This is a genomic window from Ralstonia sp. 110700041-2 (assembly GCF_056280165.1).
The window spans coordinates 484278-499828 of sequence record NZ_JBSFAI010000001.1; the positions used below are offsets into that span (position 1 = coordinate 484278).

13 protein-coding genes are annotated in these 15551 nt (G+C 64.9%); 6 read left to right on the forward strand and 7 right to left on the reverse strand.

The genetic code is table 11. From position 1 onward, the window contains the following. Position 1 precedes the first annotated feature (1 nt). Both tcuA and ACUXH0_RS02260 read right to left on the reverse strand, forming a co-directional pair. Positions 2–1411 (reverse strand): FAD-dependent tricarballylate dehydrogenase TcuA, encoded by a 1410-nt coding sequence (gene tcuA / locus ACUXH0_RS02255; RefSeq protein WP_024542604.1) that lies wholly within the window; start codon positions 1409–1411, stop codon positions 2–4. Between the two features lie 60 nt (positions 1412–1471). Beyond that, the gene (locus ACUXH0_RS02260; RefSeq protein ID WP_024974468.1) at positions 1472–2425 is read right to left on the reverse strand and encodes a LysR family transcriptional regulator; all 954 of its coding nucleotides are present in this window, start codon (positions 2423–2425) and stop codon (positions 1472–1474) included. A gap of 595 nt (positions 2426–3020) precedes the next feature. Here ACUXH0_RS02260 and ACUXH0_RS02265 point away from each other — a divergent pair. Then, positions 3021–3389 carry a hypothetical protein gene (locus ACUXH0_RS02265; RefSeq protein ID WP_024542270.1) on the forward strand — a complete coding sequence of 123 codons (369 nt, stop codon included), beginning with the start codon at positions 3021–3023 and terminating at the stop codon, positions 3387–3389. A gap of 118 nt (positions 3390–3507) precedes the next feature. Here ACUXH0_RS02265 and ACUXH0_RS02270 read toward each other — a convergent pair whose 3' ends face one another. Beyond that, on the reverse strand, positions 3508–3756 hold the full coding sequence (locus ACUXH0_RS02270) for a hypothetical protein (RefSeq protein WP_024974470.1): 249 nt from the start codon (positions 3754–3756) through the stop codon (positions 3508–3510). 443 nt (positions 3757–4199) lie between these two features. On the opposite strand from ACUXH0_RS02270, the gene ACUXH0_RS02275 reads away from it, so the two are divergent. Continuing rightward, entirely contained in the window at positions 4200–5831 is a 1632-nt protein-coding gene (locus tag ACUXH0_RS02275; protein WP_024542272.1) for a methyl-accepting chemotaxis protein, read from the forward strand. Positions 5832–6101: 270 nt separating this feature from the next. Further along, entirely contained in the window at positions 6102–8675 is a 2574-nt protein-coding gene (locus ACUXH0_RS02280) for a 2-oxoglutarate dehydrogenase E1 component (RefSeq protein ID WP_182593653.1), read from the forward strand. A gap of 94 nt (positions 8676–8769) precedes the next feature. On the opposite strand, the gene ACUXH0_RS02285 is transcribed toward ACUXH0_RS02280, so the two are convergent. From ACUXH0_RS02285 to ACUXH0_RS02300, 4 genes are all read right to left on the reverse strand, one after another. Beyond that, positions 8770–10074, reverse strand: a complete 1305-nt coding sequence (locus tag ACUXH0_RS02285) for an MFS family transporter (protein ID WP_004632304.1) — start codon at positions 10072–10074, stop codon at positions 8770–8772. A gap of 199 nt (positions 10075–10273) precedes the next feature. After that, a complete protein-coding gene (locus tag ACUXH0_RS02290) occupies positions 10274–11497 on the reverse strand; it encodes an MFS transporter (protein WP_182593539.1) in 1224 nt (407 codons plus the stop codon). Between the two features lie 99 nt (positions 11498–11596). Beyond that, a complete protein-coding gene (locus ACUXH0_RS02295) occupies positions 11597–12433 on the reverse strand; it encodes a GntR family transcriptional regulator (protein WP_004632300.1) in 837 nt (278 codons plus the stop codon). Between the two features lie 171 nt (positions 12434–12604). Further along, complete coding sequence (locus ACUXH0_RS02300) at positions 12605–13147, reverse strand: winged helix-turn-helix transcriptional regulator (RefSeq protein WP_182593538.1); 543 nt, start codon at positions 13145–13147, stop codon at positions 12605–12607. 134 nt (positions 13148–13281) lie between these two features. Between ACUXH0_RS02300 and ACUXH0_RS02305 the strand changes: the two genes are divergently transcribed. From ACUXH0_RS02305 to ACUXH0_RS02315, 3 genes are all read left to right on the forward strand, one after another. After that, positions 13282–13860, forward strand: coding sequence for a GNAT family N-acetyltransferase (locus tag ACUXH0_RS02305; RefSeq protein WP_182593537.1), 579 nt, complete (start codon positions 13282–13284; stop codon positions 13858–13860). 241 nt (positions 13861–14101) lie between these two features. After that, positions 14102–14536: a VOC family protein gene (locus ACUXH0_RS02310; protein WP_182593536.1), complete on the forward strand. Its 435-nt coding sequence runs from the start codon at positions 14102–14104 to the stop codon at positions 14534–14536. A 50-nt stretch (positions 14537–14586) separates the two neighbouring features. Further along, the gene (locus ACUXH0_RS02315) at positions 14587–15465 is read left to right on the forward strand and encodes a LysR family transcriptional regulator (protein WP_182593535.1); all 879 of its coding nucleotides are present in this window, start codon (positions 14587–14589) and stop codon (positions 15463–15465) included. Positions 15466–15551 lie beyond the last annotated feature (86 nt).

Here is a 15551-nt window from a genome sequence, read left to right on the forward strand (position 1 = left end):
GTCAGGCTTGTGCACGTTCGACTCCGGATGTTTGCAACGCGTGGCGCGCGGCCTGGGTGCCGGCGATGCGGCCGAAGGCAGTGCCGATCGACATGCCGACCCCCGCCGTATAACCCTTTCCAAGCACGTTGCCCGCCATCATTTCGCCAGCGACGAACAGGTTGTCGCTCGGTGCGCCCCCGAAGTGGACCTGCGCCTGATCGTTGGTCTTCAGACCCAGGTAGGTGAACGTGATGCCCGGTCTCAGCGCGTAGCCGTAGAACGGAGGCACGTCAATCGGCTGGGCCCAGTGCGTCTTGGGCGGGGCCACGCCTTCGGTATGGCAGTCATCGAGCGCGGTGTGGTCGAAAGTGCCAACGCGGCACGCTTGGTTGTAGCGATGCAGCGTCTGCATGAACTGCGCCTCAGGAAGATTGAGCTTGCGGGCCAGTTCGGCCAGGGTTGCCGCCTTCTCGCCGGGAAAGACCGGTGGCATGAAGCGGCCGATCGCCTTCGCGTCGATGATCGAATAGCCGATCTGCCCTGGTTGTTGTGCCACGAGCCTGCCCCAGATGGCATAGCGCTTGGGCCAGAAGTCCTCGCCTTCGTCGTAGAAGCGCTGGGCATTCCGGTTGACGACGACGCCTAGCGAGACGCAGTCGATGCGCGTGCAGATACCGCCGTCATACAGCGGGGCTCGCGCATCGATGGCGACGCAATGCGATTGCGACGGATCGCCGATGGTGTCTGCGCCCGCATCGATCATGAACTTCAGCAGCACGCCGCGATTGAAGCGCGTACCGCGGATCAAGAAGTTGTCGGCAGGCCATTCGCCACGTTCGTTCTGTCCCCAGGCCTCTCGCAGCCATTCGCGGTTCGATTCGAAGCCACCGGCAGCGAGCACACACGCACGTGCCTCGAAGCGCTGCGTGCCGCTGCGCGCCGCAACGAACCGACCGCCATCCAGTTCGATGGAGTCGACCGGCGTTTCATAGCGGATGCGCACGCCAAGTTGTTCTGCGCTGCGGTAGTAGGCGTTGATCAGCGCTTTGCCGCCGCCCATGAAGAAGGCGTTGGTGCGGGCAACATGCAGCGCGCCTGACAGCGGCGGCTGGAAGCGCACGCCGTGCTTCTGCATCCAGGGGCGGCAAGTCGACGAGGCACGGATCGTCAGGCGGGCAAGATGCTCATTGGTCTGCCCACCCGTGACTTTCAACAAGTCGTGCCAGTATTCCTCTTCGGGATACGCATCGACGAGCACGTCTTGCGGCGCGTCGTGCATGCAGCGCAGGTTGCGCGTGTGCTGTGAATTGCCGCCACGCCAAGCGCGCGGCGCGGATTCGAGCATCAGCACCGATGCTCCTGCCTCCCGCGCCATCAGTGCTGCGCAGAGCGCGGCGTTCCCGCCCCCGATGACCAGTACGTCAACCATACATGCCTCCTTGCGGGAGCACTGTATGGCGCGTTTTCGTCAGCCGCCATCAGCAGGGCGTCAACGGGTCTTCAAGTTTCGTGAAGACCCTTCGCCGCGCAGGCGCGCGCCGGGCCAGCGTCCTTCGTGAACAAGTTGCCGCGCGACATCTGCAAGCACCACGCGCGCCGCCAGCCCTGCAGGCGAAAGTTCTTCGTCCGACACGCTGGTGATCATGTTCGGCCGCGCCGCAAAAGCTTCAGCAAGAGGCACGCTGGCCAAAGAGGCATTTTCTGCGCGCGCCAGGGCTGCGCCCGGCTGGATCGTCGCGCCCATGCCGCTGCGCACGAAGTCCATCAGCAGCGCCAGGCCGTCGACTTCGGCGACGATGCGCGGCTCATATTTGGCACGCTTGAATGCCTCTGAGAGAAGCGAGCGCAATCCGTGCGGGCCGCTGGGCAGGATCAGGCCCAGGTCGCCCAGTTGCCCGAGCCGAGCGCTAGTTCCCGTGGGCATACCGTGCAGATTCTCTGCCCCGATGACGAAGAGCCGCTCATCGAGAAGGGGCAGCACGCTCCATCTCTGTGACGGCTGCTCCCGGAAGAGGACGGCAAGATCGATCTGCCGGGCGCTCAACATCGACTCCAGATAGCCTGACAGGCTTTCGACCATACGCAAGCGAACATCGGGATAGCGCTCGCGCATCGCCTGCATGAATGCAATGCCAAGTACGCTGGCGGTGCTGGGCGCCATGCCGATACTGACGTGGCCTGAAAGTCTGGCCGCACGCGCGGCCTGCGCGGCGTCGTCGACATGACGCAATGCGAGCTGCGCCTGTCGCCAGAAAGCGAGACCTGCGTCGGTCGGTATCACGCCGCTGGAGGTGCGTTGCAGCAGGCGCGTCGCCAGTTCGCTTTCGAGTCGGCTGATCTGCTGGCTGAGCGCGGACGTAACCACGCCCAATTCCAGCGCGGCCTTGCCCATGCTTCCGTGCTCGACAACGGCCAGGAAGTATCGAAGCTGTCTGAGTTCCATGGGGAGTCCGGGATCGCGAGGAGACCCGAATTCTCGCAGGTTCCGCACATCGCGAGGGACGTCATGGCGAGCGTGGGCTGGGCGATTGACGTTCGAGACGCCTCAGGGGTGTCCTTGCGACGTGTCGCTCTCGGACTGTCGAGATCGAATGTTTGAGATCCACGCACGCACCTAAAACGGCGGCGCTCGGCTGTCTGCAGGACAACGGCGAGAAGCAAAAGGTCGGACGTGCTTGGCGGAGGGCCAACCGCCGCTCGCATTGGACCAACTTGCGTAGTGCGTGCTCGGCCATCGGAGCCCGGAGGTTGGGTGCACAGAATCGGAAGTTGGAAGCGGCTCCCATCGCTATAATCCACCCCGCTGCCGCACCAACGGCAGCCGGGTTTGGCGACCTGCATAGCAGTTCTTAGAGAGGCTATCGCGCAAGCGATGGTCCGCTCCTGCTCGCTTGTGTTGTTTATGGCGGGCCGGGCGGGGAGACCTTCGGGTCTGCCGGTCGTTCTCTAAGGGCCGGTTCGCCAGCCCCGCCGTCAGGCCCGCCACCCCTCGTCTGGCGACGAATGGCGTGCCTCCACTGCAACTTAGAGAGGCCGACATGCCATCTGTCAAAAGCGGGCACCGCCCCGCGTCTTATCCATCTCCACCCGAACCACCCACGCACGCGCCTACGTCATCCGACGCAGGCCCGCTCACCAAAAATCGCACTTATCTGAACGGCGCTATGGCGGCGCAGGCGTACCTCAAGCGGATACGCACAGCCATGCGCACCCACGGCCAGTGCCGCCCGGGCATGCTGCGTGAGGAGCTTCAGCACCTCTCCGCACATTCGTTCCCGCCGGCCTTTATCAAAGGCTTTGTGGATGCGATTGATGCGTACGTTTCGATGTCGCTCGGGGGCCGCGACGTCGATCCGCAGACGTGGGATGTGTTAGCCGCCATCGAGCGGCGTGGCTACAGCCAATAACAACGGATTGACGCATTCCCGTGACGGGCGGGAATGCCAGGTTTTTCCAGAACGCCCGCAGCAATTCGCACGGCCGCCGTCACAGCCGCTCTATCGGCGTTCCCGTCTCCTTAACTGTTCAAGAACGACATCGCACGGATTTACCGGCGCGCTTGGCGCGAGGGCCGCGCTCGGTCAGCGGATTTCCGTGTTCGTTGACCTGGGAATAGATCGCGGCCAGGGCAGGTTGAACCTTGCGCATGCGGATCCGGTAGAACATCAACGCAGCCGACATCACAGCCAGCAAGACACCGGAGGCCGGTCCGATGATGTTGGCGCGCTTCCAGCGTGGTGCATCATCAGCCGGGCGGCGCGCGTGACCGCACACTGGGTAGCTCGATTTCCATCCGCATACGAGAATTAAAATAATTTCATATCGAAAGTTTTCGCGCCGCCACGATTCACAAAAGCGCAGATTTGGTGCGCGTTCATTCTCTTGATTTTGCTCGGATGTGCCGCCAAGCCAATACTGGCGCCACGCAGCTCACGATCAGCACGGACCCCTTCCGCCGAGAGCACAGGTTTGAAGCGCGCCGCTGCCCTGGCATCGCATTCAAGATTCCTCCTGCCGTGCCGTCATTTCCCATCAAAGCAGCCTGGGCAATCTTGCGGCGCGACGGCTTTGAAGATCGGTCAACGACAGCCGCACATGTCTTCAAGATGCTCCTGCTTCAACGCATGCACCTGATTGCATCGCCAGATGGCCACGGCGATGGCGTTGCCCAGGGCATGACGTCTCTCTCTGACGCCGCTGAAACAGGAATGAAGCAAATGAGAATCTCGGATATGAAGATCGGGGTGCGCCTTGGTGCAGCGTTCGCGCTTGTGGTGGCGCTGCTGATCGGGACTGCCGCGGTGGGCATCCAACGGCTGGACGACAACAACACGAAGATGGGCCGGATCGTCAGCGAGCGCTATTCGCTGATCGCGCTGAGCAACCAGATCAAGAACAACGGTTACAAGGCCAACGGCATTCTCAGCAATCTGCTGCTGGCCACGTCGGCCGACCAGAAAGCGAAGTACATGAACGACTACGCAGCCATCCGCCAAGCCAACGGGCAGGCGTATGGGCGGCTGGAGAAGATGCTGACGACCGATGCGGGCAAGGCGCTCTTCAAGGAACAGTTCGAGGCGCGCTCCGCTTACGGTGCGAGCGTGCGCAAGTTCTTTGAGCTGATCGATGCCAACAAGCCCGAAGACGCACGCGTTCTGTACCAGGGCGACATGAGCCGCCTGCAAGACCAGTACTACGTGCTGGTCGACAAGATGGTGGATCACCAGGCCAGCGAGATGGAGCACGACGTGGGCGAAGCCGCCGCACAAGGTGCCAACGCGAAGATCCAGATGATCGTACTGGCCGTGCTGGCAACGCTGCTTGCCATTGCAACAGGTGGCTTCATCACCCGCACGATCACCGGCCCGATCCACCGTGCCGTGCATCTGGCCGAAGCCGTGGCGCAGGGCGATCTGACGCACCGTCTGGAGGTCGGCGCGCAAGATGAGATCGGCCGCTTGCTGGCTGCGCTCAAGCACATGACCGAGAACCTGCATGGCATCGTCGGCCGTGTGCGCGGCGGAACGGACACCATCACGCGCGCATCGCGCGAGGTGGCCAGCGGCAACATCGATCTGTCCAGCCGGACCGAACAGCAGGCCAGCTCGCTGGAAGAAACGGCGGCGGCCATGGAGCAGCTCACCTCCACCGTCAAGCAGAACGCCGACAACGCGCAGGAAGCCAGCCGCCTGGCGTCCAACGCATCGCTGGTGGCCGCCAAGGGCGGCGATGCCGTTGGCGAGGCGATCGAGACCATGAGCACCATCAATGCGTCGTCACGCAAGATCGTCGACATCATCGGCGTGATCGACAGCATTGCGTTCCAGACCAACATCCTGGCGCTGAACGCCGCAGTGGAAGCCGCGCGCGCGGGCGAGCAGGGCCGCGGCTTTGCCGTGGTGGCTGGCGAGGTGCGCAACCTCGCGCAGCGCAGTGCCGCAGCGGCCAAGGAGATCAAGGCGCTGATCGAAGATTCGGTCAGCCACGTCGGCACCGGCACCGCCAAGGTGGAAGAGGCCGGCCAGATCATCCGCGACGTGGTGGCCGGTATTCAGAACGTGACGAACATCGTTTCCGAGATCAGCGCATCGAGCCGTGAGCAGAGCGAAGGCATCGAGCAGATCAACGAGGCCATCACGCAGATGGACAAGGTCACGCAGGAAAACGCCTCGCTGGTGGAAGAAAGCGCGACATCGGCGCAGGCCCTGCAGGACCAGGCCGATCAACTGGCCGAGATGGTCAGCGCCTTCAGGCTGCATGGCGACATGCCGGGCCATGCGCATGGCGTGCAGGGCGAGACGGCCACCGTGGCGCAGGCTGGCTGGGCGCGAGCACAAACACTTTCGTAATTCGTAGTCGTCGTTGTCGCAGTGATGTTGCAGTCAGCAGTCCAACGGAGGAGGCACGGGCCATCGCCAGGCGGCTCGTCACAGAAGGAATCGACGTAGCGCCTGCCTTGGCGTTTCGAACGGTCCCGCCATTTGCCGAACAGGTGTCTGCTGCGCAACCGCTGTGCTGGTTGGAGGATTGCGCGCGCGGGTGCGCCGGAGTGCCGATGGTGGGGTCAACCCACGGTGTCTCTTATCTCCTGAACAACCATGTCTTCGCACGCTCCTCAAATGGCCGACCCGGGTTCGGCCGCAGCGTTTGACCCGTCCAACGCGCCGGCCGGCACTGCCGCGGCGGCGCCCCCATCCACCGCTGTCACGCAGTTGATCGATGCCTATCGCAAGCATGGGCATCGGCGCGCGCGCCTGGACCCGCTCGCACGCGCGCCCCTGCCCGACGTGCCCGAGCTTCGCCTGCGGTTTCATGGCCTGGACCCTGCGCAAAAGCGCGAGCCGGCAAGCACCGTCCTGCCCACTGCGACGACGATGCAGGCGCTCGAATGGCAGCTCAAGCGGGTGTACTGCGGCACGACCGGTCTCGATTGCAGCAGCGTGCGCAAGCGCCAGCGCCGTGCGTGGCTCTACGCCCGCATGGAGGCAGAGTTGCTGGCGCCGCCGCTCGCCCCCGACCGCAAGCGTTGGCTGCTGCGCCGGCTGGTGGCGGCGGAGATGTGGGAGCGTCTTGCCGGTGGCACGTTCGCGCACGCCAAGCGGTTCTCTCTGGAGGGCTGCGAGAGCCTGGTGCCGCTGCTCGATACGCTGGTGGAGGAGGGCGCCGGCCACGGCGTGCGGCAGGTGTTTCTCGGCATGCCGCATCGCGGGCGCTTGAACGCGCTCGTCAACGTGATGGGGTTTGACGCGCGAGGCATGCTCGATCGGCTCGATCCTGATTCGGAAGTCGCATTCAGCCAGCGGGATCTGCCATATCACCTCGGTGGTCGTGCGCATCGGTTGGTGGGCGACGACGAGGTGGCGCTGGTGCTGGCGCCCAATCCATCGCATCTGCAGAGCGTGTACCCCGTGGTGTGTGGCATGGCCCGCGCGCATGTGGACGAGCACCCGGGCACACCGTGCCTGCCGGTGATGGTGCACGGCGATGCGGCGTTCGCGGGGCAAGGCGTTGTCATGGAGACCCTGAACCTGACCCGCCGCAGCGGCTACACGGCAGGCGGTGTCGTGCACGTGATCGTCAATAACCAGATCGGCTTTACAACACCCAACGTGATGGACGTGCGTGCGCACGACTACTGCACCGACGTGACGCGCATGGTTGATGCGCCGGTGCTGCACGTCAACGCCGACGACCCCGAAGCCGTCGTGCGTGCCGCACGGATTGCCATTGCGTACCGGATGGAGCATGGCGCCGATATCGTCATCGATCTGATCGGCTATCGGCGCCTTGGGCATTCGGAGCACGACACGCCCGCCGTGACGCAGCCCGCGCTGCACGCCGCCATTGCGGCGCACCCGACCGTCACGGAGCAATATCACGTTGCCAGTGCGGAATCGACGCGCTTGGCGGATCTGCGCGAAGCTGCCGTGCGTGACTTGCGGGCTGCCCCGGGCAAAGCGCCGCGTGCAGCCGACGTTTCGACGCTGCACAGCGCCGCGCGCCGCCAGCTTCAGCCGTTGTCATCGCAGCGCGTGCAGGCATTGACGCAGACGCTGACCACACCGCCCGACGACGTGCTCCTGCACGACGTTGTGCGCGGACTGTGCGAGCGCTGGCGCGCTACGGTCTCGAGCGACGCGCATACGGTCGACTGGTGCCTGGCTGAAAACCTTGCCCATGCCACGCTGCTGGAAGACGGGCACAGCATCCGGCTGTCCGGCATGGATGTGGGGCGCGGCACGTTCATGCATCGGCACGCGGTGTGGCAGTCGCAGGCGTCACTGTCCGACGACGGCGACCGGTACGTTCCGCTGCAGCACGTGGCGCCGTGCCAAGGCACCTTCGACGTCATCAACTCGCCGTTGTCGGAAGAAGCCGCGCTGGGCTTCGAATACGGCTACAGCGTACAGACCCGCACGCGGTTGACATTGTGGGAGGCGCAGTTCGGCGACTTCGTCAACGGCGCGCAGGTTTTCATTGACCAGTACATCGCTTCGGGGGAATACAAGTGGGGTTGCCAGTCTGCACTGGCGATGCTGCTGCCGCACGGCCACGAAGGTGTCGGGCCAGAGCATTCCAACGGATTCCTGGGGCGTTTTCTGCAGCTTTGCGCGGATGACAACATGCGCGTGGTCATGCCGTCGACGTCGGGCCAATGGTTCCACCTGTTGCGCGAGCAAGCCGCGCTGGCAACGCCCAAGCCGCTGATCGTCATGTCTCCGAAGACGGAACTCCATGGCAACGGGCGTTCGCATTCGCCCCTGCAGGACCTGATCGACGGGCGTTTCATGCCGGTGCTGGCCGACGCCTCGGCGGTCGACCCGCAAACCGTCACGCGTGTGGTCTTGTGCAGCGGTAAGTTCTTCTACGAACTGCACGCGCAGCGCGAGCGCGAGGCCCGCGCGGATGTGGCGCTCGTCCGTGTGGAGCAGCTCTATCCGTTTCCGCAGGAGGCACTTGTGGCCGCGCTGGCGGCATTCCCTAACCTGAAGGAGATCGTCTGGGCGCAGGAGGAGGACACCAACCAGGGCGCATGGCGCTTCGTGCGCGACCCGCTGGTGGCGTGTCTACCGGAGGGGAGCCGACTGGCCAGTGTGTGCCGCAGCGCGACGCCGTCGGGCGCGCATGCGTCGGTGCGCGCGCACCAGGCGGAGCAGCGTCGCCTGGTGGCTGCCGCGTTCGGCGCGTTGTGATAGCCGGAAGCTGATGCAGGAAGCTCGACCGCGACCGCCGTTTGAGACATCGGTGGTCGCGGTATGCCCTTGTTGTTGAAGCGCCGGGCCGCGATTACGGCGTGTGGCGCAGATACCCTTCCTTGCTCGGATCGGGCATGAAGTACGTCACGACGAAAGACACCGCGCACAGCGCCGTCACATACCAATAGAACGTCGATTCGGTACCGGCCTGCTTGAACCACAGCGCCACGTATTCCGCCGAGCCGCCGAACACCGCGTTGGCAATCGCATACGACAGGCCCACGCCCATGGCGCGCACCTCTGGCGGGAACATCTCGGCCTTGATCAGCCCGCTGATCGACGTATAGAAGCTGACGATGGCCAGCGCCACCGTGATGAGGCCGAAGGCAGCGAGCGGGGTCGTCACCGTGGCCAGCGCCTTCATGAGCGGTACTGTGCCCAGCACCGAGAGTGCCCCGAACAGCAGCATCGAATTGCGGCGGCCGATGCGGTCGGACAGCGCGCCAAACACGGGCTGCAGCACCATGTAGACGAACAGAGCACCCGTCATCACGTTGGAGGCGGTCTTGGTCTCCATGTGTGCCGTGTTGACGAGGTACTTCTGCATGTACGTCGTGAACGTGTAGAAGATCAGCGAGCCGCCAGCGGTAAAGCCGATCACGCGCAGGAACGCGCCCTTGTGCTGCCACGCGCCGCGGATCGTGCCCGCGTGCTCCGCCGTGCGCGCCGAGGCGGTCTGCGTTTCGTGCAGCGATTTACGCAGGTACAGCGCAATCAGCGCCGTCAGTGCGCCCACCACAAACGGAATGCGCCAGCCCCAGGCTTTCAGTTCGGCCGTCGTCAGCAGTTGCTGCAGGATCACCAGGACGAGCACGGCGCACAGCTGGCCGCCGATCAGCGTCACATACTGGAACGAGGCGAAGAAGCCGCGCCGGCCCTGCAGTGCCACCTCGCTCATGTACGTCGCGCTGGTGCCGTATTCCCCGCCCACCGACAGGCCCTGGAACAGCCGCGCGACGAGTAACAGGAACGGGGCCAGCGCACCGATCTGCGCATACGTTGGCAGCACCGCGATCAGCAGCGAGCCGCCGCACATCATCAGCACCGAGATCATCATCGCCCTGCGCCGGCCGTGCTTGTCGGCAATGCGGCCGAACAGCCAGCCGCCGATCGGCCGCATCAGGAAGCCCGCCGCAAACACGCCTGCCGTGTTCAGCAATTGTGTCGTGCGGTCACCGCTGGGGAAGAAGGCGGGCGCAAAGTACAGCGCGCTGAACGCGTAGACGTAAAAGTCGAACCATTCGACGAGGTTGCCCGACGACGCGCCGACGATGGCAAAGATACGGCGACGTGTGTCGTGCGGGTCAACCGCGTGCGGGGTGGCAGTGCTATCCATGAGGGCGTCTCGGTGTGGTCGGTGTGGTTGTTCTGTGGGCAGCCTAAGCTGAACCTCAGAATTGTAGCGACATGTCGCAGGTTGTCGCGCCCGGAATTGCCCCGATGGGTGAGATGGTGTGTTGCGGCAGGTGTGCAGGAGGCGTGCTGAGGTCACGCAGAAACGGGTACGCCCAACACGCGTACCCGGTCGATTTCGCTCATCGTGCGCCCTGCCGCGCGTTGAACACCACGCGCAACCCGAGCGCCACCAGCGCCGCCGCTGTGCAGAACGCCATCAATCCAGTCCAGCGCGCGCTCGTCCACGCCAGGCTCGCACCATACGCGCCCACCGACATGCCGATGAACAGCGCCGTCATGAACACCGCGTTGATACGGCTGCGCGCTTCGGGTGCCAATGCATAAATGATGGTCTGGTGCGATACCAGCGCAGCCTGCACGCCCACGTCAAAGACGAGCGTGCCGATCACGATGGCGATGAGCGATTGCGGGAACATTGCCATCGCGGCAAACGTCACCGCCATGAGCAACGCACCACCCGCAGCGATGTGGCCGGGCGCAACGCGGCCCGACAATCGCCCGGCAATGCTCGCGCCCAGTGCGCCCGCTGCACCGGCCAGGCCAAGCAGGCCCGCTTGACCCGTCGACAGGCCGAGCGAACTCGTCAGGTGCAATGCCACGGTCGACCAGAAGCCCGAGAACGCAATGCCGATGAATGCCTGCGTGATGGCCGCCGCGCGCAGCCGCGGGTGCTGTGCGAACAGCGTGCCCAACGAACGCAGCAGCGTGAGGTACGGCTGCCTCATGGTTGCGGGCGGTGCCACACCAAAGTGGGCGGCGCGCACGGCAATCGCCAGCCCGACAATCGCTACCGCCGATACGCCAAACGCCGCGCGCCAGCCGAAATGGTCCGCCACGATGCCGCTGAACACGCGCGAGCTGACGATGCCGATCAACAGCCCCGTCATCACCGTGCCGATGTTGCGATTGCGGTTGTGGTCGGTGCTGATGGCCGCGGCGCTGGGCACGAAGTCCTGCGCGATGGTGGCCGACAGCCCCACCGCAAAGCCCGCTGCCGCAAGCAGTGGGAGGTTGGGCGCGAGGCAGCTGGTGATGAGCGCCAATGTGAGCAGCAGCGCCTTCCAGAGGATGACGATGCGGCGATCGTAGCGGTCGCCCAGCGGGCCGAAGAAAAAGATGCCGCTGGCGTAGCCCGCCGCCGTGAGCGTCGGCAACACGCCCAACGCGTGCGGCGCGATGGCGAGGTCGCGGCCGATGAGGCCCAGTAGCGGGTGGTTCAGGTAAATGCACGCCACGCTGATGCCCGCGCCGGCCGTGAGCAGGCGGATCAGCCCTCGGGTGTCAGGTGCGGCAGGTGCCATGGTGGTATTGGCAGGCGTTGGGGACGCAGGCGAGGTCGACATGGGAACCTCATGAGGAAATTGCTGCATCGCAGCGAAGCGGCGATGCTAACAACTTTCCTGGGGGCCTGCTGACGGCCAATAACCTTGCTGGTGGTGGTGTCAGGCGCGCTGGCCGGCGGGGGTGGAGGCCGAGGCGGGTGCCTCCTCCACGTCCTCGCTGTGGCCACCGTGCACGTCGTGACCGGCGTTGTCGATCCACAGGCGGGCGCGGTCCTCGCCCACGCGCGACAGCTCCATGCGGTATTCGTAGCGGTCGGGCCGGTAGAGGCCCTGCAGCAGTTGCACGGGGCGCCCGCTCATCTCGCGCACGATGCGCTGGACGGAGAGCAGCGGCGCGCCCACCGACACATCCAGATATTGCGCCGTCGCCACATCGGCCAAACGTGCCGACACCACCTGCGACGCACGATCGATCCGCACGCCCGAGCCCTCGATCAGCCGCAGCAGCGACTGGCTGGCCAGGCGTTCGAGCGTGAGCTTGCTCGTCACGTCCAGCGGCAGCCACGTCGTGATGAGCGCCATGGGCGTGTCTTCCAGGTGGCGCACGCGCACGAGTTTCTTGATCGGCGTGCCAGGCGCGATTTCTAGGCATTTGGCCTCGTCGGGCGGGGCCAGCACGTCTTCAAATTCGACGACGACGGCGGAGGTGCGCTCGCCCACGTCAATGATGTTCTGCAGCAGCGTCTGGGCACCGCCGCCCATCGTCACCGGGTCATCAGGCTTGACGACAAATGTGCCCATGCCGCGATGGCGGCGCACCAGACCTTCCTTGACGAGGTAGTCGAACACGCGCCGCATCGTGACCCGCGACGCGCCGAACTGGCGGGCCAGTTCGATCTCGCCCGGCATCGGGCCATCGCTGAACCGGCCCTCAAGAATCTGTTGGCGCAGGACGACGTAGATCTGGTGGTAGAGCGGTACCACGGCATCGGGCATGGCAGTCGGGGTTCCGGGCGTGAGCAGAGAGGTACAGGGCGAAATCAGGAGGGGCAACCATCAGCCGATGGCGGCAAGGCGCGGGATGTGTTGGAAAGCCGGGTCGAACGCGGCCGTTTGCCCATTCATCCCCGACGATAGGGGGTTATGCCGGGCCTGTAAAGTTGTGTGTTACCCGTTGGCCGGCGGCGTATCAGCGGCCGTGGCGGCACGATTTTCCCCCCGTCCATAACGCGGATTGCGCTCGCGCATCGAGTTCTTGGGCGCAACGGGCTCGCCCAGCGCATTGACCAGCGCGACGTGGATCGGTGTGCCGCTTTCCCGGTCGCGCAGCAACATGGGGCCTTCGCCATCGGGCGTGAGGTAACGGTCGCCCCATTGCATGAGCGCGACGATGGCAGGCAGCAGGTCCACGCCCGCCCGTGTCAGCCGGTAGGCATCGCGCACGCGGTCGCCCGGCTCCTGGTAAGGCACACGGCGCAGGATGCCGTACGTCACCAGCGCCTTGAGCCGCGACGACAGGATCGCCGACGAGCATCCCGTGCGGCGCAAAAACTCATCAAACCGCGTCACGCCGGAAAACGCCTCGCGCAGCACGAGCAGCGTCCATTTCTCACCGACGATCGATACGGCGGCCGCGATCGAGCACGGCTCTTCCATCGACGTTACAAGCTCGGATGCGGTTGGGACGGGGAAAGGTTCCGGAATTCTCATGGCAAAAGCATAGTCAATTCTGACTTTACTTGCAAAAGTCAGGGTTTCTGCTAATCTAGCTTCAAATTAGAAAGTCAGGCGGTGATCCCGTGCTGGCATGCAATAACAACGATCCGTCGCGTGAGGAGATCCCCATGCTTTACACCATCCACCGTTACCCCGCCGAATGGATCGACCGCTGGACCATGCACGACGGCTCCATCGCCACCGTGCGCCCGATTCTGCCGCAAGACGCTCCGCTTGAGGCCGCTCTGGTCGAGGGGCTGTCGTCCGAGTCGCGCTATGCGCGCTTCCTGGTGGGCGGCGGCCGGCTGACCGACGAGATGCTCGCCACCTACACGCAGATCGACTACGTGAACCACATGGCGCTGGTCGTGAGCGTGGCGCGCCCCGACGGCACCGGTGAAGACCTGATCGCCGATGGCCGCTTCGTCGTGGAAGACGGTGTGGCCGAGTTCGCCATGCTGGTGGCCGACGCGTGGCAGGGCAAGGGCGTCGGGCGACGCCTGTTTGCCACGCTGGTTCGCGCGGCGCGGGTGTCCGGCGCGCGGGAAGTTTTCGGCGAGGTGTTGTCCATCAACCGCCGCATGATCAGCCTCGCGCGCGATGCGGGTTTCCGCGTGGCCAACGTGCCGGGCGACGCCACGGTCTGCACCGTGCGCCTGCCGCTGGCGCAGGCCGAAATGGCCGTGACGTCGTTCGCCTTCGCCTGATATTCGCCTTCGCGCACCTGCACGCACTGCGGGTGCGCTTACCGTGTGTCTCTTTCGCCGCCGTCGGGCGGCTTCTTTTTTGCCTGATTCATCAAATTTAATGTTGCTCAGCGCAAAAAAACATCGCTTTTGTGCATGAGTGGATGCGCATAGACTCGTTCGCGTGGCTCGGTGCGTAAGCGGCCCCCCCGCTGCGCGCCGGTGCTGCCTGATTTCAACTCTTCCCGGCCTGCGCCCACACATGAGCAACGTCACGCCTGTGCTTGCCCCATTCCACCTCGCCTTTCCCGTGCACGACATTGCCGCGGCCCGCGCCTTTTACGGCGGCATCCTCGGCTGCCCGGAAGGCCGCAGCTCGCCGGACTGGGTGGATTTCAACTTCTACGGCCACCAGATCGTCGCCCATCTCGCGCCGGATGAAATCGGCCACCGCAAGACCAGCGCCGTCGACGGCGACAACGTGCCCGTGCGCCACTTCGGCGTGGTGCTTTCCATGGCCGAATGGGAAGCCGCCGCCGACAAGCTGCGTGCCGCCGGTATCGAGTTCATCATCGAGCCGCATATCCGCTTCAAGGGCGAAGTCGGCGAGCAGGCCACGATGTTCTTCCTCGATCCGTCGGGCAATGCGATGGAGATCAAGGCGTTCGCCAACATGGCGTCGCTGTTTGCCAAGTAAGGCGGCGCGGCGCGCGTATCCTTGCGCTTCTTCACTGATCCGCGTGCCCCATGCTTCGAGAACTCAAGACTTTCATCGCCGTCGCCCGGCATGGCACGTTTGCGGGCGCGGGCGAGCGCATCGGCCTCACGCAGTCGGCGGTGAGCGCGCAGATCCAGCGGCTGGAAGAATCGCTCGGCTTTCAACTCTTCGATCGCACGGGCCGCTCGGCCACGCTCAACGCCGCCGGGCGCGATGCGCTGGCCCTGGCTGAACACATCGTCACGCTGTATGACCGTCTGGGCGACCAGGCCGGCGGCAACGAGCAGCGCGGCCTGGTCCGTATTGGCGCGATTGCTTCGGTGCAGACGTCGTTTCTGGTGGATGCGCTGGTGCAGTTTCGCAGCGAATTCCCGCATTGCCGTGCGCGCATCGTGCCCGGTGTCTCGCTTGACCTGCTCGGGCTGGTGGATGCCGGCGAGATCGACCTGGCCGTGCTGATCCGCCCCCCGTTTGCGGTCCCGGCCGATCTGGAATGGCGCACGCTGGTGGCCGAGCCCTTCGTGCTGCTGGTGCCTGCCGCCGTGCCCGGCGACGACTGGCGCGCGGTGCTCGCACATCAACCGTTCATCCGCTATGACCGCCGCTCGTTCGGCGGCCGCCGCGTCGACCAGTTCCTGCGCGACCAGCGCATCACCCCGCACGACGTGATCGAACTCGACGAGTTGCAAGGCATGACGCAACTCGTGGCGCGCGGGCAGGGCGTGGCACTGGCCCCGCAAACCGCCGCACAAGGCACCTGGCCGTCCGGCACGCGCGCCGTCAGCCTGGGCGACGCCACGTTCTACCGCGAGATCGGCCTGATCGAGCGCCCGCGCCATAGCCGCCAACCCATTGCGGGGCGGCTTGCCGATTGCATTGACGAAGCCGCCCGCGCCGAACGCACCTGAAGCCTCCATGGTGCGCGCGTGATATCCGGCATTCCGGTCGCGCGTTGACCAAGCGTTATATCGACTCGTATATTACGATCGGTTAT